18 protein-coding genes and 2 pseudogenes are annotated in these 22,915 nt (G+C 45.6%); 9 read left to right on the forward strand and 11 right to left on the reverse strand.

The features are described 5' to 3' along the window. Positions 1-17: 17 nt before the first annotated feature. On the reverse strand, positions 18-404 hold the full coding sequence (locus tag PBAL39_RS24460) for an RNA polymerase sigma factor (RefSeq protein WP_008237792.1): 387 nt from the start codon (positions 402-404) through the stop codon (positions 18-20). Between the two features lie 191 nt (positions 405-595). Between PBAL39_RS24460 and PBAL39_RS02195 the strand changes: the two genes are divergently transcribed. Continuing rightward, a complete protein-coding gene (locus tag PBAL39_RS02195; RefSeq protein ID WP_008237793.1) occupies positions 596-1,075 on the forward strand; it encodes a DUF6265 family protein in 480 nt (159 codons plus the stop codon). 32 nt (positions 1,076-1,107) lie between these two features. Here PBAL39_RS02195 and PBAL39_RS02200 read toward each other — a convergent pair whose 3' ends face one another. After that, entirely contained in the window at positions 1,108-1,467 is a 360-nt protein-coding gene (locus PBAL39_RS02200) for a DUF4180 domain-containing protein (protein WP_008237794.1), read from the reverse strand. A 265-nt stretch (positions 1,468-1,732) separates the two neighbouring features. Between PBAL39_RS02200 and PBAL39_RS02205 the strand changes: the two genes are divergently transcribed. The 5 genes from PBAL39_RS02205 (at position 1,733) to PBAL39_RS02225 (ending at position 7,447) form a co-directional block, all read left to right on the forward strand. Then, positions 1,733-2,953, forward strand: coding sequence for a porin (locus PBAL39_RS02205; RefSeq protein ID WP_008237795.1), 1,221 nt, complete (start codon positions 1,733-1,735; stop codon positions 2,951-2,953). Between the two features lie 79 nt (positions 2,954-3,032). Further along, positions 3,033-3,545 carry a (2Fe-2S)-binding protein gene (locus PBAL39_RS02210; protein ID WP_008237796.1) on the forward strand — a complete coding sequence of 171 codons (513 nt, stop codon included), beginning with the start codon at positions 3,033-3,035 and terminating at the stop codon, positions 3,543-3,545. Next, the gene (locus PBAL39_RS02215) at positions 3,517-4,557 is read left to right on the forward strand and encodes a xanthine dehydrogenase family protein subunit M (protein WP_232282883.1); all 1,041 of its coding nucleotides are present in this window, start codon (positions 3,517-3,519) and stop codon (positions 4,555-4,557) included. Before PBAL39_RS02210 ends, PBAL39_RS02215 begins: the two co-directional genes overlap by 29 nt. Positions 4,558-4,686: 129 nt before the next feature. Continuing rightward, the gene (locus PBAL39_RS02220) at positions 4,687-6,939 is read left to right on the forward strand and encodes a xanthine dehydrogenase family protein molybdopterin-binding subunit (RefSeq protein ID WP_008237798.1); all 2,253 of its coding nucleotides are present in this window, start codon (positions 4,687-4,689) and stop codon (positions 6,937-6,939) included. Between the two features lie 34 nt (positions 6,940-6,973). Then, on the forward strand, positions 6,974-7,447 hold the full coding sequence (locus PBAL39_RS02225; RefSeq protein WP_008237799.1) for an FKBP-type peptidyl-prolyl cis-trans isomerase: 474 nt from the start codon (positions 6,974-6,976) through the stop codon (positions 7,445-7,447). 73 nt (positions 7,448-7,520) lie between these two features. On the opposite strand, the gene PBAL39_RS02230 is transcribed toward PBAL39_RS02225, so the two are convergent. The 5 genes from PBAL39_RS02230 to PBAL39_RS02250 form a co-directional block, all read right to left on the reverse strand. After that, the gene (locus PBAL39_RS02230) at positions 7,521-8,972 is read right to left on the reverse strand and encodes a TolC family protein (RefSeq protein ID WP_008237800.1); all 1,452 of its coding nucleotides are present in this window, start codon (positions 8,970-8,972) and stop codon (positions 7,521-7,523) included. A 9-nt stretch (positions 8,973-8,981) separates the two neighbouring features. Continuing rightward, a complete protein-coding gene (locus PBAL39_RS02235; RefSeq protein WP_008237801.1) occupies positions 8,982-10,349 on the reverse strand; it encodes an HlyD family secretion protein in 1,368 nt (455 codons plus the stop codon). After that, a complete protein-coding gene (locus tag PBAL39_RS02240; protein ID WP_008237802.1) occupies positions 10,342-11,349 on the reverse strand; it encodes an ABC transporter transmembrane domain-containing protein in 1,008 nt (335 codons plus the stop codon). The genes PBAL39_RS02235 and PBAL39_RS02240 overlap by 8 nt, the downstream gene beginning before the upstream one ends. Before the next feature lie 85 nt (positions 11,350-11,434). Then, a complete protein-coding gene (locus PBAL39_RS02245) occupies positions 11,435-11,770 on the reverse strand; it encodes a hypothetical protein (protein WP_008237803.1) in 336 nt (111 codons plus the stop codon). 164 nt (positions 11,771-11,934) lie between these two features. Beyond that, the gene (locus tag PBAL39_RS02250; protein ID WP_008237804.1) at positions 11,935-15,075 is read right to left on the reverse strand and encodes a GH92 family glycosyl hydrolase; all 3,141 of its coding nucleotides are present in this window, start codon (positions 15,073-15,075) and stop codon (positions 11,935-11,937) included. A 207-nt stretch (positions 15,076-15,282) separates the two neighbouring features. Between PBAL39_RS02250 and PBAL39_RS24465 the strand changes: the two genes are divergently transcribed. After that, entirely contained in the window at positions 15,283-16,950 is a 1,668-nt protein-coding gene (locus PBAL39_RS24465; protein ID WP_050784293.1) for a sensor histidine kinase, read from the forward strand. A 2-nt stretch (positions 16,951-16,952) separates the two neighbouring features. Further along, positions 16,953-17,702, forward strand: coding sequence for a LytTR family DNA-binding domain-containing protein (locus PBAL39_RS02260; protein WP_008237806.1), 750 nt, complete (start codon positions 16,953-16,955; stop codon positions 17,700-17,702). A 2-nt stretch (positions 17,703-17,704) separates the two neighbouring features. Here the strand turns inward: PBAL39_RS02260 and PBAL39_RS02265 are convergent, their stop codons facing one another. Next, positions 17,705-18,082 carry a helix-turn-helix domain-containing protein gene (locus PBAL39_RS02265; protein WP_039865930.1) on the reverse strand — a complete coding sequence of 126 codons (378 nt, stop codon included), beginning with the start codon at positions 18,080-18,082 and terminating at the stop codon, positions 17,705-17,707. A gap of 175 nt (positions 18,083-18,257) precedes the next feature. Between PBAL39_RS02265 and PBAL39_RS02270 the strand changes: the two genes are divergently transcribed. Then, a complete protein-coding gene (locus tag PBAL39_RS02270) occupies positions 18,258-18,860 on the forward strand; it encodes an FMN-dependent NADH-azoreductase (protein WP_039865931.1) in 603 nt (200 codons plus the stop codon). Here PBAL39_RS02270 and PBAL39_RS02275 read toward each other — a convergent pair. From PBAL39_RS02275 to PBAL39_RS02285, 3 genes and pseudogenes are all read right to left on the reverse strand, one after another. Next, the gene (locus tag PBAL39_RS02275) at positions 18,857-20,068 is read right to left on the reverse strand and encodes a glycoside hydrolase family 76 protein (RefSeq protein WP_039865932.1); all 1,212 of its coding nucleotides are present in this window, start codon (positions 20,066-20,068) and stop codon (positions 18,857-18,859) included. The two genes, PBAL39_RS02270 and PBAL39_RS02275, sit on opposite strands and share 4 nt — an antisense overlap. A gap of 70 nt (positions 20,069-20,138) precedes the next feature. Further along, positions 20,139-22,522: pseudogene (locus PBAL39_RS02280) on the reverse strand (GH92 family glycosyl hydrolase). Further along, positions 22,512-22,915: pseudogene (locus tag PBAL39_RS02285) on the reverse strand (hypothetical protein); the annotation flags it as partial. The pseudogenes PBAL39_RS02285 and PBAL39_RS02280, both read right to left, overlap by 11 nt.

The raw sequence follows: 22,915 nt of genomic DNA on the forward strand, positions 1-22,915 counted from the left end.
TATTTTTGAAGTTTACCTTAACACCCTTTCAGCTGTCCATAGTCAGGACCGCTGCTTTTGGCTGGAAAGATCCGTTTGAAAACTCTGGTTAAAAAATTGCCATGCGACTTATTCTCATCTGTTTTCGGCTCGCTTTTCAATACGGTACACACCTCCTGGCAGGCCAGTTTGAAGATGTAGCGTTCCAGCGATCCTTCAGGTACTTCACGCCTTTCGTCCCATATTCTCTTGAAGATATTGGTGACCGTCTCAGAAGCGGTATCTTCATCTTTCAGGATTCCATAACAGAAGAAATAGAAACGTTTTACATATCGTTTGAAGATCTCTTCGAAAGCTTCAATACGACCTGCGCTTAGTTCCTGTAATAACTCCTGTTCATCGGTATCCTGGTCAATTTGTTTCATTGTCTTTAAATGAATTTAAGGTGTAATCTGCCTTGAAGATTAGGGCAGCGCTGTAAATTTAGGAGTTTGAAAACTCAATGACGAATAAATTCTACTATTTTAGTATACTTAATTTTAAAGAATTAATTTATAAACACTTACAATCCTCATAAATAAACTATTATCTTTATTATCTATCACAGCACAAGCCTATGAGACATCAACGAATACCACTGATCATCATTCTTTTATTGTTGACTGGCTTCGCAAATACTGCTTCTGCCCAGCAAAGTGTTTCGGAAAAGTTTAAACAACTGGAATGGCTAAGGGGCAAATGGAACCGCACAAATGCCAAGCCTGGTGAATCAGGATATGAGGTATGGTCGGCGGCTAAAAATAACGAGATGTTTGGTAAAGGGGTTACACTCAAAGGCGAGGAGCCTGTTTTTATTGAAGAGCTGGAACTCAGCATTAAAGGAGAAGACATTTATTACATGGTCAGAGTTCCTGACGAAGCAGCACCAATTCCCTTCAAACTGACGTCCATAAGCAAAGATGCTTTCACCTGTGAAAATCCTGAGCATGACTTTCCAAAAAAAATAGCCTATACCAGAAATGGAAAAAAGGCTAAAGCTGTGATCTCCGGCAATGGAAAAAGTATCGACTACGATTTTGAATTTGCAACCAAATAAGCAGGGATGTGATCAAGCAAGCAATGACACCATCAGTTGCAGAGCTTCGCTAACGCAGTTTTCAACGAGGGCAGAAAGTTAACCATCCGCCCCTGGTTACTTTCGTAAATGAAATCCCCCATGCTTTTACCTGAATATTTCTCAAAATCACCGACAATAGCCAATTTAACCCTGAAGTTCGAAAACTTCTGGAGCAGCTCGCCTGCCATCCCGGATTTAAGATTAAAGAACTCGGGACTGATCTGCTGCTCATATAGAACAATCTTATCAAAGTCTTGATAATAAAGGTCAACCAATAGCTGAAGTCCCTCCTCCGCAGAACTAATCAGTACATGATCTGAGGTAACTTCTGCAATTCTTGTGTTTTCGATCTGATGAATGTTGGTTGTCATTTCCTGGCTTCAAGTACTAAATATAACGATGTTTCCGGAAATCTACGCTTAACTCCTTTACATAAAAAGGGAGATTTAAATGCAATTTTAGATGTCAAATGCATGAGAAAAGTGAACATTGGGATTAAAATCAGATTAGAGAAGTGTTAACAATGGTCAAATATTAACACACACTTAACATACAGCGCATTTTCCATTAACATAGACTTAACACTTTTGTAACGCTAACAATTACCTAACACGTTATTAATATTGGTTTATTTTTATGAAAGTGTCTAATGCCCTGTATCTCTTTATGCTGCTCTCCTTAACTTCAGGTTTCCAGTTGCTCGCACAAGACAACAGTAAACATGCTGACAGTACTGCTAAAACTCCGAAATGGTACGACTCATTTTCTTTAAGAGGATATGCCCAGCTGAGGTACAACAGGCTGTTGGAAACCAATCCCGATTTGAAGAACGAACAGGGAGATAAAAGCTGGGGCGACAATGGCGGCTTATTTCTGCGTAGGGTACGTTTGGTCTTCTCCGGCCAGATCAGTAAACGGGTCTATTTTTACTTGCAACCCGATTTTGCCAGTGCGGGTCCTTCGGGCAACCTTAACTTCGGGCAGCTGAGAGATGCCTATTTTGATCTTGGCCTGGACGACAAAAATGAATTCCGCTTCAGACTGGGCCAAAGTAAAATTCCTTTTGGCTTTGAAAATATGCAATCCAGCCAGAACCGCCTTCCCCTGGACCGTGCCGATGGGACCAACAGTGCTTTCAGCAATGAACGTGACCTGGGTGCATTTTTCTATTGGGCACCGGAAAAAATCAGGAAGCGCTTTGCCATGCTGGTACAAAGTGGCTTAAAGGGATCCGGCGATTATGGTGTGTTTGGATTCGGCTTGTTCAATGGTCAGACGGCCAACAAACCCGAGGCGAACAATCAGCAGCACTGGGTGGCACGCCTTACCTACCCCATGGCCATTGGCAAGCAGATCGTGGAGGCATCCATCCAGGGATATACCGGTAAATATGCAGTCACAGATGCACAGCTGACTGACGGTGTGAAGTTTAAAGACAGCCGCAATTACCTGGACCAAAGGGTCGCTGCATCTTTCATTTTATATCCGCAGCCCTTTGGGATACAGGCAGAATATAACGTTGGACGCGGACCATCTTACAATAAACTGACCGATTCCATTGAGGTAAAAAATCTTGGCGGTGGATACGTCACCATGTCTTACCGTACGAAAATAAAAGATCAGGTATTCATTCCATTCGTCAGGGGCCACTACTATAACGGTGGTAAAAAGCATGAAACGGATGCAAGGGCTTACGATGTAAAAGAACTGGAAGTGGGTGTGGAATGGCAGCCTGTTAAACAGTTTGAATTCGTTTGTCAATATACGATGTCTTCGAGAAGATTTGAAGACCATGAGCTTCAGGATAATTTACAGGAAGGCAGGCTCCTGAGGCTGCAGGCACAAATAAACTTCTGATTTCCTAAAATCCGAAAGCAAAAACCTTATCTGGTTCTTCTTGTTAGCTAGACATCGACCAACACCTAACACCGATGTTATGCACACATACGAATCAGGCCTAAAAGAAGAAATGCAGCATCAGTCGGAGCTAAGTATGACCATCAATGGCGTACCTAAAAGCCGCACTGTGAAACCATGGGTAAGCCTTCTCGACTACCTGCGGGAATACCTGGACCTGACAGGTACAAAGAAAGGCTGCGACCATGGCCAATGTGGTGCCTGCACGGTCATCTGCGATGGGAAACGGATCCTCAGCTGCCTTACGCTGGCAGTGATGAAAGAGGGATCTGAGATTACCACCATAGAAGGAATAGCTAAAGATGGGGAGCTCCATCCTTTACAACAGGCCTTCATTGACCATGATGCCTTTCAATGCGGATACTGCACGCCGGGGCAAATCTGCAGTGCCATTGGCATGATTGCCGAGGGCAAAGCGAAAACACGTTCAGAAGTAAAAGAACTCATGAGCGGCAATTTATGTCGCTGCGGTGCAAACACCAACATCATTGACGCCATTATGGATGTTCAGAAAGGAGCCGGCAATGAATGATTTTCTTTACTCCAGGGCATCTTCCATGCAGGACGCTCTTGCCAAGATCAACATCAGTCAAAAACATCGGGCAGTAGCAGGTGGCACCAACCTGATCGACCTGATGAAATACTTCATCACTGATGCCGCAGAGCTGGTTGATGTCAATACCATCCCCCAGCACCATGCTATTGAGGAACTACCAGATGGGGGACTGCGACTAGGTGCTTTGACCACAAACGCAGAAACGGCCTATCATCCGTTAGTTGAATCTCGCTATCCATTGCTGAGCAAGGCCATTCTGGCCGGTGCTTCAGCACAGATCCGCAACATGGCCACTAATGGGGGGAACCTGATGCAGCGTACGCGCTGTTACTATTTTTATGATGTCAACACGCCCTGCAATAAAAGAACACCGGGCTCCGGATGTGCTGCAATTGGGGGTTACAACAGGACAATGGCCATCATGGGTACCAGCGAACATTGCATAGCAGTATTTCCATCAGATATGTGTGTTGCCCTGGCGGCATTGAATGCCGTTGTGAATATCGAAGGGCCAGATGGTGACCGACAGCTGCCCTTTGCCGACTTCCATCGCTTGCCGGGAGACACCCCGCATCTGGACAATAACCTGAAGGATGGAGAACTCATCAGTAGTATTGACTTACCTGCGGAAGGCTTCCCGCAGCACTACAGTTACCTGAAGCTGCGTGACAGAAACTCGTATGCTTTTGCATTGGTATCCGTAGCTACTGCATTTGAGCTGTGCGACACAGGAATCAGCAAGGCGCGCATTGCCCTGGGCGGCGTAGCGCACAGACCATGGCGGGTGACGGAAGCAGAGGTGTTTCTGAATGGAAAAGATCCGGTACGTGTGAATTTCGAAGCCGCAGCTGATATCATCCTGCAAGGTGCGGTGCCCTTTGAGCACAATGCATTTAAGATTGAACTTGCAAAGCGTGCGATTGTGAGAAACTGCATGATGGCGTTGGATCCGGATACGCAGCTACCAGGCGCTCAACCTTCGCATTAAGGGCGACAACCAGCTCTATTTTACTCAATCGTTCTCCATTTCAATGGATTGATGTCCAATTGAGCAATCAAATTCAGTATCATTTAATAACCGCTACAACAGACATACACCAATAATCATATGCCTCCTATGGAACAGCAAAAATTATCAGGAAGACCATTGGTCGGACAAGCCATCAGCAGGCTTGAAGGCTACGAGAAGGTCACCGGAGCTGCCAGATACTCTGGTGAATTCAATGTAAAGGACCTGCTTTATGGTTACGTCATCAACAGCACCATCACCAAAGGAAAGATCATCAGCATCGATACCTCAAAGGCAGAGGCAATACCAGGGGTAATTACCGTTTTTCATCACGGCAACAGGCCTTCCTTAGCCTGGTTCAGCATGCAATATGCTGATATGGATGCGCCGCCGGGAACGCCATTCCGTCCTTTACAAAATGGTGAAGTCAAATATAATGGGCAACCTATAGCACTACTTGTAGCCGACAGCTTTGAAACAGCAAGGTATGCCGCCACATTGGTAAAGGTGGTTTATACAACTGAAGAGTTTCAGACCGACCTTATTGGTAACATGGCTAAGGCCAGGGCACCAAAGGGCGGCTTGGCGACCTTTCTGAAACCACCACCACCGAAACCGTTTGGTGATTTTGAGAAGGCCTTTGAGGCAGCTCCTTTCAAAGCGACAGGAAAGTTTATTCATGGTACAGAGCACCACAACCCGATGGAGCTATTTACCACTACCACCGTTTATAATGGTAAGGGAAAGTTGACCATCTACGACAAAACCCAAGGTACGGTGAACTGCCAGCTGTATGTTGCCAATGTATTCGGACTTCATTTCAAAGATGTGCGGGTCATCTCTCCTTATGTGGGAGGTGCTTTTGGCTCGGGCCTGCGTCCTCAGCATCAGCTTTTCTTTTCGGTCATGGCAGCATTGGAGCTGAAGAGAAATGTGAGGGTTACGCTGGATAGACACCAGATGTTTACGTTTGGTCATCGCCCGCCCACTGTGCAGTTTACGCGTTTTGGTGCCACGGTGGATGGTAAGGTGACGGCATTGAATCATGAAGCCATTGCGGAGACCTCCAGATTCGAAGATTACACCGAAGTGGTGGTCAATTGGGCGCACATGTTGTACCCTGCACAAAACACGCTGTTTAAATACAACCTGGTTCCATTAGATGTATTCAGTCCGCTGGATATGCGGGCTCCTGGTGGGAGTACAGGCCTACATGCTATAGAAAGCACAATGGACGAGCTGGCGTATCAGCTCAAAATAGATCCGCTGGAGCTCCGGCTGATCAACTACGCCGAACGGGATGAAAGCACCGACCGACCTTATTCCAGCAAGGAATTACGCAAATGTTACCTTCAGGGTGCAGAGCAGTTCGGCTGGAATAAAAGGAGCCCTGAGCCACGCAGCATGCGCAATGGACATAAGCTGGTAGGTTATGGTATGGCTACAGGAATCTGGGAGGCCATGCAGTTACCAGCAAGGGCTGCCGCTAGTATCACTACGGAGGGCAAACTTAAGGTGAACAGTGCCGTTACCGATATCGGCACAGGTACGTTAACTGTAATGTCGCAGATTGCAGCCGACGAGATGGGGCTGCCACTTGAGGATGTGAGCTTTACTTATGGCGACAGCAAGATGGCCTTTGCTCCTATTCAGGGTGGTTCATTTACCATTTCTTCTGTAGGATCGGCTGTTAAGGCTGCCTGCAATGCGTTGAAGAAAAAGATACTGAAGAAAGCAAAGACCATGGACAACAGTCCCTTTAAATCGCATAAAATTGATGAGGTGGTTTTTGCGGACCGCAAAATGATCAGCATTGCCAACCCATCAGTTTTCATCAGCTACAGTGACATCATTGCCGCTAATGATCATAAGGTGATCAAGTCAGTGAATTTTGCGATGCCGAAAGCCCTCAAGCTGAAGAAATATTCACGTGCTGCACACAGTGCTTCTTTTGTGGAAGTGGAGGTTGACGAGGAACTGGGGACCATCAATGTGACAAGGGCAGTAACTGCTGTTGCGGCGGGAAAAATCATCAACCCGAAAACTGCGAAAAGCCAGATTCTGGGTGGCATGGTATGGAGTATCAGTAAGGCATTAAGGGAGGAAACCATCAGCGACCATCGATTCGGAAAATACATGAACATGAACATCGCCGAATACCATATTCCTGTTCATGCAGACATCCACGACCTTGATGTAATTTTTGTGGAGGAGCAGGATGACATCGTCAACGAACTGGGCACAAAAGGTGTAGGCGAGATCGGCCTGGCAGCGATGCCCTCCGCAATTGCGAATGCCATTTATCATGCCACGGGAAAGCGGATCAACCAGTTTCCGATACATTTTGATCAACTATTGTGAGTTTAGATGTAAAAGCCGCTTATATTTGTGCCCTATGAATAAAGTTAAGAGCCTATTGCTACTGGTCTGCATTGCAGGATTTTTTGTAGCCTGTAAGAAAAACAAACCTGTTGATGTGGAAGCACAATTTACTGCGGACACCCTCGCAATTAGTAAGTACATCAAAGCAAACAATATTCCCGCGATTAAACACGAGTCGGGAATTTTCTATCAGATTATTGCTGCAGGCAGCGGAAGTGTAAAATATACAACGGCAACGCAAGTGACTGCTGACTACCAGGGTAAAATTATGGGTGGCAATGTTTTCGACGACTCTAAAGGAACGCCGATTACGTTTACCCTTGGACAAGTGATCCAGGGATGGAACATCGGGATTCCGTTAATACAGAAAGGTGGCCAGATCAGGCTGTTCATTCCATCTTATTATGGTTACGGCACCAGAGACATGGGGGCCATCGCTCCGAACTCAATTCTTGATTTTAACATCAAATTGACTGATGTAAAATAACTTAAAACTTATCGGTAAAAAAAGACCCAGGCTTTACACCTGGGTCTTTTTTGTTGTAGGAAGGTGCAAGCGATCACATCACGTTCCTTGTTCCCGCTTTATAATAAAGTTCTGCAAGTGTCTTTTGATATCCAGAGATCATTTCTTCACGTTTGATCTTCATGTCGATCAACTTCGATTCCCGCGTATTGATCAGGAATAAAGTACTTTCACCAAGATCAAATTTAGACGACTCTCCCTCCAGCAACAGCTGTTGGTTGTCAATACTTTTCACCTGCACATCCAGCTGTACCTGGTAAGCATCCAGGCTGTTGTAACTGGAGACGATTGCATTTCTGATTTCCCTGTTGGATTGCTGGAGATCGTAAGCCAGCTCCATTCGTTTCAGCTTCACTTCCTTCAGCTTCCCGCGTTCAGCACGCAGGAAAAGGGGAAAGGCAAACTCAATACCAACCTTGTAATTGCTCCAGTTGAAATCATAGTAATCGGGCACATATCCATCAAAACTCCTGCGACTTGAAAGCAGGGAACCGGTTACATTGAGCTTTGGCTTCAACATTTCCGCACGATAAGCCCGCTCAATCCCCAACTGCTGATCTTTAGTCCTCAATTTCAGCAGATCCGGATGGTTCCGGTCGGCAAAATTCAACAGGGTGTCGAGCAATCCTCTGCGTGAAGATTCGGGTAGTCCTGTTGCCGGTTGTGGTCTGGCGTATTCGGGCAGCTCCAGGGGATCTCCCTCATCATTCCACAGGTGATTGGACAGGGTCAGTCGCGCATTGAGCAGTTCAATTTTCATCTTTTCAAATTGAATTTTCCGGTCTTGCACTGTGATTGCAGCCTCTACAGAATCTATGGTTGCCTTATCACCCAATGCCGTCTGCTGACTAATGGCCTTAAAGCGTGTTTCGGCAAGTGTCACCCCTTCATTGATCAATTGAAACTGACGGTAAGCAAAATACCAGGCCCAATAATCTTTCACAATATTGTACCATACGGTGTTTACCTGCTTCACGCGCTCCGCCTCAGCATAGTTCAGCATCACCTTCGCCTGTCGCAAGGTGTTCCTCCTTGAATCGATCAACAGCCCTTGTCCCAACGGAATGCTCAATCCAACCCCTGTCAGCCCGTTTCCGGAAGTCTGATACTCGGGATTAACATGATCTCCGACACTGCGGTCGTAACCGATCTTCAGATCAGCCCCGGCAAGCCACAGCGGGATCTTCAGCTCGCTCATCCAGCGGTTATAATATTCGCTTCTCCCAAACACCTTTCTGTCGAAACCAGCCTTGATCGCAGGATCAAAATAACCAAGCGACTGCATCACCGTTGCCTTAGCCGATTCGCTGAATAAGGCTGCCTGCTTCACGATGGGATGGTTGCGAAAAACCACCTCCTCCAGGTCCTGTAGCTGAAATGTGTCCGCAGTATCTGGCTTTACCTGCGCATACAAGCTATTGCCAGACCATAAGATCAGCAGCACGACCAGTATGAGGTATCCCGATATCTTTCCTTCCTTTCTCACCCCTCCTCCTTATTTTTTTGATTCATCACTGTTTCCCTTTGGCTCCCTTTCCAGACTTGGTGGAAACCCATTCAGTTGTCGCCAGATCTCATACCATACCGGTACCGAATTGAGAATCACACGTCCGTATACACCAGAACCCTGTCGAAGTTGTATGGGCCAGGGTTCATCTTTTTCAGGCACTGGTGTCAGCTGTTTCACCAGCACACGGTAAGTTCCTCCAGCGCTGCTCACACGATCAATTGAAAACACCTGACCTGCAAATGTTCCGACGGCTACCGACGGCCAGCCCGAGAACTGCACAGATGGCCAGCCTTCAAACTGCAGCCTTACCTCACTGTTGTCCAGGATCAGTGGTACATCCATGGCATTCACGTAAATTTCTGCCGCTACCATTGGATGTTTAGGCTGCAGGGTAGCAACGGACTCACTCTCTTTAATATTTTCACCAATACCGGCTTTCATTGTTTTGATGACGTAGCCATCCTGAGGTGCCCGGACAGCATACAATCCACGCCTGAAATCAAAATTTGCAATTTCATTGCGCAGCTTGGCGATGTCTCCTTTGGCACTAGCCTGACTGGACAAGGCAGTCCCCATATCGGACTGCGCTTTACCCAGAGACTCCTGGTATTTAGCCCTGATGTTGTCCAGTTCAATCCTGGCATTGAGTAAACCCTGACGTGAGCTGTTCAGCTTATTTTCCTGTGCGATGAGCTTGGCATTGTCGTTTTGAACATTCAGGCGTCTGGTTTCAATATCCGTAAGTGAAAACAGTCCGTTTTTAAAACCCTGCTCATAACGTTCCAGTCGCGCTTGACTCACCTTGTAATACTGACGTACCGCTTCTAGGTCGGCGCTGTCGCTGGTGACATAGTTGATGCTTTGTTTCACTTTGTTTTCTGCAGAAACCAGCTGAAAACGAAGGCCGCTGTTCAAAGCCGAGATCTGCGTTTCCGTAGCCCTCATCTTTTGCTTCGCAGCATCTTCGCTACCCTGCTTGGCCATCAGTTGCTCCTGTAAACGTTGTGGCAGCTCCGGGTCGAAGTAAGATTGACTAAGCTCGGAGATCAATAAGATGGTATCCCCTTTTTTTACTTCCTGACCTTCACTCACGTACCAGCGTTCAATACGTCCGCCGATCTGGTTTTGTATGGTTTGTGGACGATCTTGAGGACGTAGAGCCGTTACTGTTCCGCGACCGGGGATGGTTTGGCGCCATGGCAGAAACAGAATGATGATAAAAAAGATGAAGGCAATGAGCATAATACGTTCCAGCATGAGGACCTTGCGGATCCTTAGCAGTGAAGCAGTGGATTTCTCTGCCAGATTCTCCCAGTTTTTCTTGTGCTCCAATTCTTTTAGATGACTAGGCATGGTATCCCCCCTCTCCGTCTTCCAGTTCCAGATCAGTCACCACTGCCAGTTTCTCGGCACTCGTCACCATATCAAAAACTGTGTTCATATTCGTCATTAACTTCTCCACAGCATAGCTGATCTGAACTACGATCACTTCAGCTGCGACAAATTGCCCAAAGGTCATCTGACGTTCGATCACAAAATAAGACCCCATCAGCAGCAATGCACCCATTAATATCGCACGTATGATCACTGAGCTGGCGAAGAACTTACGCAGGACCCTGAAGTGGTCTGTTCTGGCTTTCAGGTATTTAGAGGTAATCTCATCGGTGCGTTCCTTTGCCTGTTTCATTTTCTCCCTGTTATCTCTATAGTCGTCCAGATTGGCGGCAACATCTTCGAGGTAAGCCACCACTTCGTACTTATGCTCTGATTCCTGAATGCTTGTCCTCACTGCATCTTTATAATAAATCGCCAGGATTAACGCCAGGACCAGGATGATGAAGATACCGAAGGCCATGTAAACCGGATGGTAGAATGACAGCAATATGGCGCTGAAAAAGATGAGCACGGCGGCAGATACGATCTCCACCAGCAGCTTGGTGAGTCCTTTCTGAACGGTAAGGATATCAAAAAACCGATTGACCAACTCAGGCGGATATTCGCCGAGGAGCTCTTCCTTTTTTATCCTTGGCAGTCGGTAGGCGAACTCCAGCGCGGTCCGTGCGAAGATCTTCTGCTCTACAAATTCGACGAGTGTGAGCTGTCCGATCAACAACAGACCACCAATCAGGATGCCAATCAGCACCACTGCGATCAGGATATAGGTAGAGCTGTACATGGAGCCATTGCTCAATAAATTAAAAATTGCGGTGGTGCCCAGGGGCAACGTGAGGCCTAAGAGCCCAATCAGCACGGCATATAAAAAGATATAATTAATGGTCGAACGTTCGAAATGTAATATCCCGACCAGTCTCTGCCAGGGCCTGAGCGCCGGGACGTTATGTTTTTTCTTCATGATGGAACATGTTAGAATAATAAACAAATGAAAATTTTCAAGCTATGAATGCGCCTCAGATATACACCAGGGCGTAGGATACTTTTTATACCAGCTCGGGAGGCTGAGTAGGAATGGCCATGGAGGGCCCGGCAATAAGTGCGAACAGGTATACACGGTTATGTGCCTCTAATGCAATAGGGTCTTTAAATGAAAGTTTATTCAAATCCGGCAGTTCGAAAAAGAGGATCTTTTTAGCAATTCTGCTTGAAGTATCTTCTTTCGCTTTATCTTCTTCCTCGGATGGCTGTTCATTTTTTAGTGTAGAAATCAGACAGGACAATTTGCTGGTAATGGAAATCCCTGTCTTCAGGCCGAAACCTAAAAACAAGCCAATGCTTAAAACATATGTGATCCATCTCTTTCTGAATACTCCTATCATCCTAACCGCAAATATAACCTGCTCAGATTCCGATCAAAGCGTTGCGTAATGTTCGCTACGGCCGTTTGTGGGTATTTTACAAAGGCGTGACGGCACATTAGAAAGTTATTAGAAAGATGTGTTCAGTTATTAAATTCTATTGTGAAAAATGATGAATTTAACGATTAAAGATCAATGCCCCATTCTTTATTGGGCTGTTCTCCCATTTCCAGGATCAGGCTACCTCCTTTTAACAATTCGCTTGCAGGAAATCGAAAGGAATTCAATGGCCGGCCATTGAGTACCGCATTTTGTACATATTTATTGGATCTTGAGGCATTGTGGGCTTCGATGGTAAAGGTATTGCCACGTCCATATTGAGCACCAAGATCAATAACAACCTTTTGGAAGAGCGGACTACCAATTTCGTATACTGGGTCCACGCTGCAGCCTCCGTCTGTCTGGAAAAGACCGAGTGAGGCCATCATAAACCAGGCACTCATCTGCCCCTGGTCTTCATCTCCCAGATAGGCATTGGCGACATCAAATCCGTAATAACGATCCATAATGGCACGGCTCCAGCATTGCGTAAGCCATGGTTTTTTGACCCAGTTGAATAAAAAGGCGAAATGCATAGACTGTTGATTTCCCTGGATGACGGGATAATCCCAGTACTGGTCGCCCGGCGCATTGAAACGCAGTCTTTCACTTTCCTTAAACCCCCAGGATAGACGGTCAGTAAACTTATCTATGCCAATTTCCTTCGCCAGCGCCGGTACATCCTGTGGAACAAAGTACGTGAGCTGCCAGGCATTGCCTTCAACATAATGTTCGTTGGCGCCAGACTTGAAGGGATCAAAATCAGGAAACCAGCTGCCATCAGATTTTTTAAGACGGGCATAACCGCTTTCTTTATCGATCGCATTTTTCCAATACCCTCCTCGCGATGCAAATTCATTCTCCAATTGTTTTTTACCCAATGACCGTGCGAATTGAGACACCGTCCAGTCGTCATATGCATACTCCATGGTGTTGGAAAAACGACCTTTATCATAAGGCACATATTTATATTTTAAGTAAGCTTCCAGATCTCGGTTACCGGCAAAACCCAGCCCCACCTTCTGAGCTGGCGTGGTCTGCATTTTCACCATCGCTTCAAGTGCTTTATCGGCATCAAAATCCCTGATCCCCATCTGGTAGGCACCAACAATAAGCGGAATCTCATGTTCTGCAACCATCACTGGCACATAATTCATTCCTGCAGGGCCTTTTGCCAGCCAGCCATTGGCATCGTACATGGCGAGCTGAGATTTCACCCACTTTGAAGACCATTCCGGTGTAACCAGGTTCCAGAATTGGTTCAGGTTCCAGAAGGTATTCCAGAACGCATCACAGCCCAGCGCCAGCGCATTGGGATCCTTTAACTGCTGAACCTGCCGGGTAGCATCTACCCAACTTCCGTCCACATCACTCCAGGTATTCCTGCTCGCGAGTGCGCGGTACATATTACTGTAAAACCTGATTTTTTCCCTCCGGTCAGTCGTAGTAATAGCGACTCTCCCCATCAGCTTATTCCATGCATTGAGCTGCCCCGCCCGTACATTGTCAAAGCTCCAGCCATAAGGTTTTGTGACCTCCTCCATTAGATTTTCACTGGCGTTTTCGATACTAACTAAAGATATTCCTGTACGCACCTGAACAGTCTGCTGTGTCCGGGTATCAAACTCCACGTAAGCACCTGCGTCGCTTAATGCTCCCGACGCCACAATTTCCTGATCACTCAGACTATTGTTCTTCCAGGTTCCAAATTTTCTGATCGGCTGATCAAATTCAATCACAAAATGAACGGTATAATCCTGGTTGACATCACCCGACCAGGCATTTGGTGTAAATTGCCTGCTGAAACCCTCTATCCGATGATCGTTTGTCTTTTTCAGCGTCACATTTTTCAGTTGATAAGTATATTCTGCGGGAATCTGCAGGTCGATCATGATCCTGGAGTCTGTAGCCTTAGGGTAAGTATAACGTTGAAAACTACACCTTGTAGTGCCGGTTAACTCTGCTTTGATCTGATAATCTGTCAGCATGACCTTATAGTAACCTAACGGTGCCTCTTCTGTAGATTTATCAATCGATGAATGATACCCTTCCCCTTTTTTACGCGGATCTCCAACATCAATTTTCAAAGGGCCATTTACGGGAAGCATACCTAGACCAGCCATCGTCCATTCATGGATGTGGCTAAATACACCTACACTTTCATAAGTAGGGTCATAGCCTCCCATCCAGCCCGATTTTTGGTTGTCAGGACTCAATTTTACCATGCTGAACGGCATCCAGGGTCCCGGAGCAATCATCCACCGGGAATGGGCAGTCCCCATTTTGGTGTCTACATAGTTGGCAGGAGAAAAGAGGCGCTGACTGCCACGTCTAACGGTACCCGATTCCAGGAGCAGGCCATCGCTAAAAACCTCATATTTACTGATTCTGGAGGCAGATACCGCTGGCATTGGAACCTCAAACTGGTACCTGGCGCTATCCAGACGCTGCTGCAAAAGCACTTCTCCATCCAGTTTGACGGTCAGTTGAGGTTGACCGGAGAGCCGCTCCACATCTACCAGCAAAGGCTGAAAGCGCTTGCCATGGTCTTCAATTTCATAATTAGCTGCATTTACATTTCTCAAAAATTCATTTTTAGGAGATAACAGTTTCAGCCGGGTACTGCCCTCCAGTTTTACCTGATCGAAGATTAACCAGGATCCCTCAATAGAAGTCATTGTGATCTCGTTGCCGCCCTTCCTCAGCAATGTTGCCGGAACGGGGATTTCTACCCTGTACTCAGTTGCTCCCTGCAGGTCTCCTTCAATGGAAGAATCAACATTGCGTTTCGGCAGCTCTTTCAGGAAAGGTTTACCATTTACAGTCACTTTAAATATCGGCGGAAGACTAACATGGTAACTCAGCAGATCAATGGTTAATCTGAAATCCCCTTTAAGCGGTGCGGAAGCCAATCCGAACAGTATGTTGGCCGTGTGTGTTCTCAAACCAGAAGTCCCGCCTGTACCGCCCCATGCATCTTTAGGACCCGGCAGAACGTAAGGCCAGTCTTTTTCAGCTTTGGAATATCCGATGAGAAAAAAGCGGTCTTCCCATCCAAAGTCATGATCAAGAAATTTTTTATAATCAGCAGGTGCCAATGCCATACCGCGACTGTTATTGTCTGCTTCAGCAATTTTCCAGATCAGCTGCTGCGCCGTTACAGGAAGAGCAGCAAGGCAGAAAAGCAGCACAATGACAGGGTAAAGGACCTTGATTCGTATTGACATATTCGAGCTGTTTATTTGTATATACATAATTACATATAAAAAGCAGTAAAACAAATTTTATATGGTCTTTTAGTGGACTTCTGCACGAGATTTTCCGGATTCAAGTTCAAACAGTGATTCCACAAACCCAAACCTGCTTTCTACAACTTACAGATTTTTAATACCCGGAAATTACTGGAGGTTTAGCTTATATTTAGATCCTCAGTCATGAAAAAAACACTTAATCTCTTAGTATGCTTATCGCTATTGGCATGCTCATTACTTTCCAGCATTACCAAAGCTCAACAGAAGCTCCCCGTCACAGACAAATCCGGAGAACCGATAAATTATGGCGTCAGCCATTTGCGTTCAAAAACTCCCTTAACACTAACTCCGGATCAACACACGAAATCCATAAGCCCTTTTAATGCTACTCCCAATGATCCACTAGGTACAATTGTATACCTTGAAAATGCAACCTCTGTTAAGATCACTACCGATGTCAGAAAAGACAGTTTAAGTTATTACCGTTATTCCGTTTTTGAGAACGATACTACAGTGCTGAAGTCTGACGCCAGGCTCAGCCAGGTGGATTTTATCTGGCCTGATAACAGTGATTTTCCAGGATACCTGACTATGAATCTTGGGATATCAGACGTCCGGAATAAGAAAATCACCATAAAAATATACCGGTTACCTGAAGAAAGCAAAGTGACCACGCTGATCATTTTCAACAAGCCACTACAAACCGCGCAGATCAAATCAGTAAATTTAATCAGCAAAGGACGCACACTCAGGTATCACGTTCCGGACCTGAACATCAATATACCAATTATCAGAGAACTGAATGATGTCAAGCCTTTAAAAAACGGACTTAAGGTCCATGTGAACCAGAAGACCCGCGGCATACAGCTTACCATGGGAAAAACAGATCTGGATGTCGTATATCATGCTATTCTCAAAAAGAAATCAGGAGGTAAAAACCAGATTGTATTCCTGTCCAACAACTGGACTTATCAAGGCAATAATGATGATCTTTTTAATTTCATCCCGGCAAGTTATTTCAGTGATCCCGGAACCTATGAATTGATTGTCAGCCCCGTATTTAGCCAATCGTCAAACCAAAGCACTGCATACTCCCGCAAAGCAATACTTTCCTTTACAGTGGTCAGTCCGCCCGCCACCCTCGGCATCAGTGAAATTGCAATTGGTCTTACCATCATCAGCCTGCTCGGAGGAATAGCTTTTCTGCTGATCAGGCGCAGCAGCAGGAAAAAACTTGCCTTTGCCAACCGCAAGGCCGAACTGGCGCATACACAATTGGAGCAGGTACGGTCGCAGCTCAGTCCGCATTTCGTATTTAACGCCCTGGCAGGAATTCAGAACCTGATGAACCGCAATGAGATAGAAAACGCCAACAGCTATCTCAGTAAATTCGCAAGGCTGACCCGGAACATCCTGAATGGACAGCAGCAGATTGCGCTCAAAGATGAGCACAAACTGCTGGAAGATTACCTGGCGATGGAAAAGCTCCGCTTCAATTTCAATTACGGGATACAACTCAATGTGGAGATTGATCATATGGAAGTGATGATTCCCTCCATGTTGTTGCAGCCCTTCCTGGAAAACGCAATTAAACACAGCATGGCAATCATGGGGGATCAGGGTACATTACAGATCGAATTTAAATCCGTTCAACATAACCTCATTTTATCGGTCAGCGATAATGGTAAAGGCTTTGACGTGCAGAAAAACCATGATGGCTTAGGTCTTTCCCTTTGCGAAAAAAGAATAGATTTGCTAAACGAGGTGTATCAGGAATGTCCCATTTATCTGGAAATCAATTCAGGTACGAAAGGGACTACTGTGACCATTACCTTAACCAACTGGCTATAGTTATGAAGACGCTAATAATAGATGATGAGCAATCGAATATTGAAAATCTAAGCCTGATTCTTCAGAAATATTGCCCGCGTGTTCAGTTGGCTGGTGCTGCAAACAACGTCGAACTGGCTATACAGCAGATCGTAGTGCATCAGCCTGACTTGCTTCTTCTGGACATTCAACTGGGATCACAGACAGGTTTTGACCTCCTGCGACAGCTGCCTGTTAAAGATTTCGAAGTAATCTTCATCACCGCTTACGACAGTTATGGGATTGATGCCATTAAGTTTGCCGCCGTAGATTACCTGTTAAAGCCTATTGACATTGCCGAATTGGTACTGGCCATAAATAAGGCAGAGGAGAAAACCGCTACAAAACAAACCGCACAACAACTTAACTTTTTACTTACACAGCTAAAAAACGGGGGGGCATCTCCCCCTAAAATCGCTTTGCCGCAGTTACATGAGGTCAGGTATGTATCAGTAAATGATATCGTACGTTGTGAGGCCGACAATTCCTACACCCGTTTTTATCTGTCGGATGATGAAAAAATATTAGTCTCCAGATCTTTAAAAGAATATGCTGAACTCCTGATTCCGATAGGTTTCTTAAGAACACATCAAAGCCACCTCGTCAACAAGACCTTCATCAAAAGCTGGATCAAAGAAGATGGAGGAATGCTGTTACTGAGTGATGGGATCAAAATCCCGGTATCTAAACCTAATAAAACAGCGGTGCAGACGGCGCTCAACCAGAGCTGGTGATGTTACAATTTCTTCCTCATACTTTCTTTGATCTTCTCCCTGTGTTGTGCTCCCCAGGCACTAAGCTCGGCGATCAGTGGCTTTAAGGTACGGCTGTATTCGGTAGATTCATAAATGATGGTCTCCGGACTGGTCGGATATACGTTACGGCTGATAAAGTCATTCAGTTCCAGATCTTTTAACTCCTTTGCCAGCACCTTCGCTGAGATCCCGGTGATTTCATGCTGAATCTCGTTGAAACGCTTTGACGACTGCACCAGGCAAAGGATGACCGCAAGCTTCCACTTTCCATTCAGCACATAGAGTGCATCCAGCATGTTTCTAAGTGAGCCGGCACAAGCTTTACTGTCTGGAAGAGACTCATTTCTAATCACTTTCATAGGTACAAATATAGTCACTTACCCCTGGGTTACCGCTTTCCTCCAGGTAAGTTGCATCTTTTTACAGGTAATCCGATCTACTTTTGCCCTGATCATCCGACAAAAACATCCTTCAAACAGAAAAAGTGATGTTGCCGAGGTCAATAGTAATCACATCATTAAATCAGCAATTTTTATGAAAAGAATCCTTCATTTAATATCGAGCATACAAGGTGAAACATCTTACAGCATTCAGCTAGGTCATGCGATTGTATCGCGCATTCAACAAAAATACCCGGGAAGCACTGTTGAGGAGCTAAACCTTACCGAGCCCGACATCCCCCACCTTAACCCGGCGAGTTTACGTGCGTTCTTTAGCCCTGGGGATCAGCTGACTGATGGAGAAAAAGAACCCCTTCACTTTTCTGACCGACTCATTAACCAGCTGTTTGCAGCAGACATTATTGTCATCGGTGCTCCACTCATCAACTTTACCATTCATACCACGCTAAAAGCATGGATTGATCACATTACCAGACCAGGAATAACCTTTGGTTATGGCGAAAATGGCCCTGTTGGAATGGTTAATGGAAAGAAGATTTATGTGGCCATGTCTTCCGGTGGAGTTTACTCAGAAGGGCCGGGGAAAGAGAACGATTTCGTTGCGCCCTATCTCAAGGCGTTCCTTGGATTTTTAGGGATGACCGATCTCACCGTCTTTCGTGCTGAAGGTTTAAAAGTCCCCGAAATAAAAGCGCATGCTATGAAAAAAGCACTTGAAAGCATCAGGATCGATTAATTCCTTTTTTTGTTACGGTGGATCTGGCTTAGCCTTCCATAAAGCTCAATGATACAGGCTTCATCTAATAACCATTTAGGTTTCGCTAATTCTTCGGATTTCGGCGTCCAGGAACGGGTAACAAGTCCATGCTGATCTCTTGAATTTAACCAGGCATAGTTGAGGTCTTGTTCTACGGCTGTGATGTAAGTATCGTTTCCATCGACATGATACAATGCTTCATAACCTCTGAACAGGACCGCAACGAACCAGGGCAAGTCAATATGAAGGTTCAGATTTTTATCATGAGGCTGCCGGCTGTAATACCTGAAACTTGCATCCGCCAGCTCCTGCCCTTGCTTCAGGTATAATTTATTGCCGGTAAATTTATACAGGAGCACCGCGGCCTCGATCATTGACCCGGTATTGTAAGTCCAGAAAACAAGGTTTCTTTTGCCATTAACTTTCACATCATTGGCAATCAGGCCAGTCACCGGATCCCGAAGGGTATCGTACATCCACTTGTAAAACCGTAAACCCTGATCGAGGTAATATTTATCCTTGCTGCCTTCATAGATTTTTAAGGCGGTTAATGTAGCCATTCCATTTGAACAGGCGGGCTTTTGATCCTGATGTCCTTCCAGCCAGGTTACACCTCCGCCTGCATCACCATTCCAACCGCTGATGATGAACTCAAATACCTTTTGAGCACGCTTAAGGTATAATGGATTTTTTGTTTGAAAATAAGCTTCCATGTAATCGATGCCTACTAATCCATTGTCATCATAGTAACGATCAGCCTTCTCCAGCCTTACAGGGTAGGCCTGGTATCCCGCAGGCGACCGAACACTGTCCAGGTACTGTTCCATGCCAGTAACCAGTGTGTCCTGAAACCGCCGATATTTGTTGCTCAATGATGCAGACTTCATCAGCACATTAGTGGCAGAGCACATTCCTGAAAAAGGCCATAAAAAGCTTACCTCCTTTTCTGTCTGCCCTGCTCCCTGAAAATAATCCAGGGTATCTTTTTTATTGGATGGATAATTTTCCAGAAATAAACCGGCATGTGCCTGGACGCGATAAAGCGTCCAAACCTTATGAAACATCGTTTCTGCCCGTTGCTGGTATTCCTCTGCACGATTTTCTTGTGCAGAGGAGGATTCTGGAACCAGGGCAATCATAAAAATTACAATGATGATCGCCCGGATTTTATGCTCAACAATATTCATTTTGTTATTAGTTATGGTTCGAAGCAGAATGCTGATCTTAACTGTTAAAACAGGATTCATTGATACATAGCTACTGTACTGATGGTGGCGGTGTATCTACACCCCAGGCCGTATTGGGCTTGTTCCCCATCACAAATGTGAGCGTTCCACCGTTCATCAGTTCGTCACGATATAACCAGCAATTATCCAGCACCTTACCATTGTAGTTTGCCGATTGCACATACATATTGTCACCGGAGTTATTTTTGGTCTCAATGACAAGCACCTTCCCGTTTCCGAGTTGAATGGATGCTTTATCAAACAATGGGCTTCCAAGCTGGATAATTGGCCTCAGGTCGGTAAAGCCCTTAACATCAAAAAGACCTAAAGCATTGATGACATACCAGGAGCCCAGCTGTCCCTGATCCTCATCCTGGCCATAACCATAACCGTGAATAGGCTCGGTCCCGTAGAAGTCCCGCCCGATCATACGTGTCCACTTCTGGGTGAGCCATGGTTTACCGGAAAAGTTGAACAACCAGCTGATGTGCAGATTAGGCTGATTTCCATGATTATATATGGAATTGATTCCTGCAAAAGCATCAATGGTTTTCCCACCGCCAAAACCCAGCTTCTCAGATACCGTAAAAATGCTGTCTAGTCTTTTATTGAAATTCTCTTTACCAATGGATGAGATCAGGCGTTCCGGGTTGTGAGGGACATAAAAAGTATATTGCACTGAATTACCTTCCTGAAAACCCCTCCATGGTTGATAGGCATCAAACTTATCTATAAATTCACCATTCTTATTCTTCGGATGTATCAGCTTGCTGCCAGGATTGAAGATATTTCTCCAGCCGTCAGATAGTTTGATGAGCTGATCATAGTCGGCCGTTTTACCCATTGCTTTGGCCATCTGTGCCGCAGCAAATGCGCTATAACTATATTCCAGGGTATGAGATCCGGCAAAGTTTGAACCGGTAGAATCAGTAACAAAATCGCGTCCGGTTTGTTCAAAGTAGGGTACATAGCCATTTTTGACAAACACTTTGGTATCCAGCTTGCCTGAACCAAGCGGCCGGTTCATGTAATTTAATTCATTTGCTTTTACAGCCTCATAAGCAAGATTTACATCATAGTTACGTATTCCAACCTGGTATGCTCCGGCAACAGCAAGACCAACGAAGTTGGTCCCCACACCTGATACGTATTCACTATTGGCAATGCCATCGCCAAACCAACCCCGGTCCTTATAGATCTGGAGCTGGGTATTGACGAAACTGCCATACCATTCCGGATAAGAAAGCGCCCACAGCTGGGTGATGTTCCAGAATCCGCCCCATATGGCATCGGTATTGATAAATTCAGCATGACCTGCACCTCTTGCAGCAGCCGGTAACTGCCCGGCTAAACCGCCATGTTTAGGGTATTCGCCATTTACGTCACTCGCCATTCCCCTACCCAGTAGCGCATGAAAAAGTCCGGTATAAAACTTGGTTTTATCTTTTACTGAATTTCCTTCTACATAAATTTTGCCCAGCTGCTCGTCCCAGGTGCGCTGTGCTTCGGCACGTGCGTTTTCGAAACTCATGTCTTTGGCCTCAGCCAGAAAATTAGCCTTTGCATTGGCAATCGAAGTGTACGATAAGCCAGTCTTCACTTCGATCACATCATTGTCCGTCGTTTTATAATTGATGGCTAAGCCAGCGCCCTTACCCGAGGCACGCTTGCTATTTTCTCTGACATCGGAGCCCGTAAAAGAAGAAATGCTGACAGGTGTTTTACTCAGTTCGCCATAGAAATACATATTCACTTTTCCCTCAGGATCGTAGATTTTAACGTACTTCGGATACGTGCTGATAAAACCTTCAAAATGACGGTCGTCAATCATGCTGATGCCCGCGTCAGTCACCTCTCCGCTTTCACCCTGTGTATTTCCGATGTCCAGAATCAGGTGAGCGCTATCGCTTTTTGGAAAGGTGTAACGCTGAAAACCCACTCTTTTCGTTGCGGTAAGCTCTGCGGTGATGTGGTAATCATCCAGCAAAACCTTATAATAACCGGGCTGCGCCACTTCGTTTTTACGGTCAAAGGCAGACCGGTAACCGGTGTTTACACCTTCCAGATCACCCGGCTTTACCTTTAATGTTCCTGTTGCAGGCATATAACTCAGACCACCGATCTGCCATTCATGAAAGTGCACAAACCTTCAATGGAATTTTGTCGGGTGTCATAACCCACGGCTTCCCAACCAGATGCATTACCATAATGCCCATTCGTAGAAGGAGCAAGTTTGGCCATGCCATAAGGCACCGCAGCGGGAGTATAAAAAAACCATCTGCTATGCGCTGTACCTATATTGGGATCTACATATTTCAGTACACTTTCACGTTTGGAAATGCACCCTCCTATGATCAGGGAAAAGAAAAAACCTCCAACTATTAACTTCAGTTTCATATTTATTTTATTTATCATATTTAGCCACCATCGCCTGTATTCTTTGCATCCAGGCCTGATCTACACCTTCAATTTCAGCAGAGCGGTTATTACCTGCGAATCCTGAAAAGAAATAATAGGCATGTGAGTCCGGATTTCTTGAGGCTTTGTTGAGTCCGTCAATATTATTGCGTGCAAATCCCAGCCATTTCTCATTTTTATCCTGTTCATACAGTTTGATCATGCCTTGTGTTCCCCATCCGCACCATGCGGGATTTACCCTGGTTTGTGTCGGATCAGTATTGAAAATATAGAGTTTATATTGCGCGTTGAAAAGTATTTTATTCATAGCATCACCGATGTCTTGCGCCTTCTTCAGGTAAGAGGGATCATTTGTAGCCTTTCCAAACAAGATGTCTGCTTCTATCATAA

Origin of the sequence: Pedobacter sp. BAL39 (genome assembly GCF_000170795.1) — a bacterium.
Classification (GTDB): domain Bacteria; phylum Bacteroidota; class Bacteroidia; order Sphingobacteriales; family Sphingobacteriaceae; genus Pedobacter.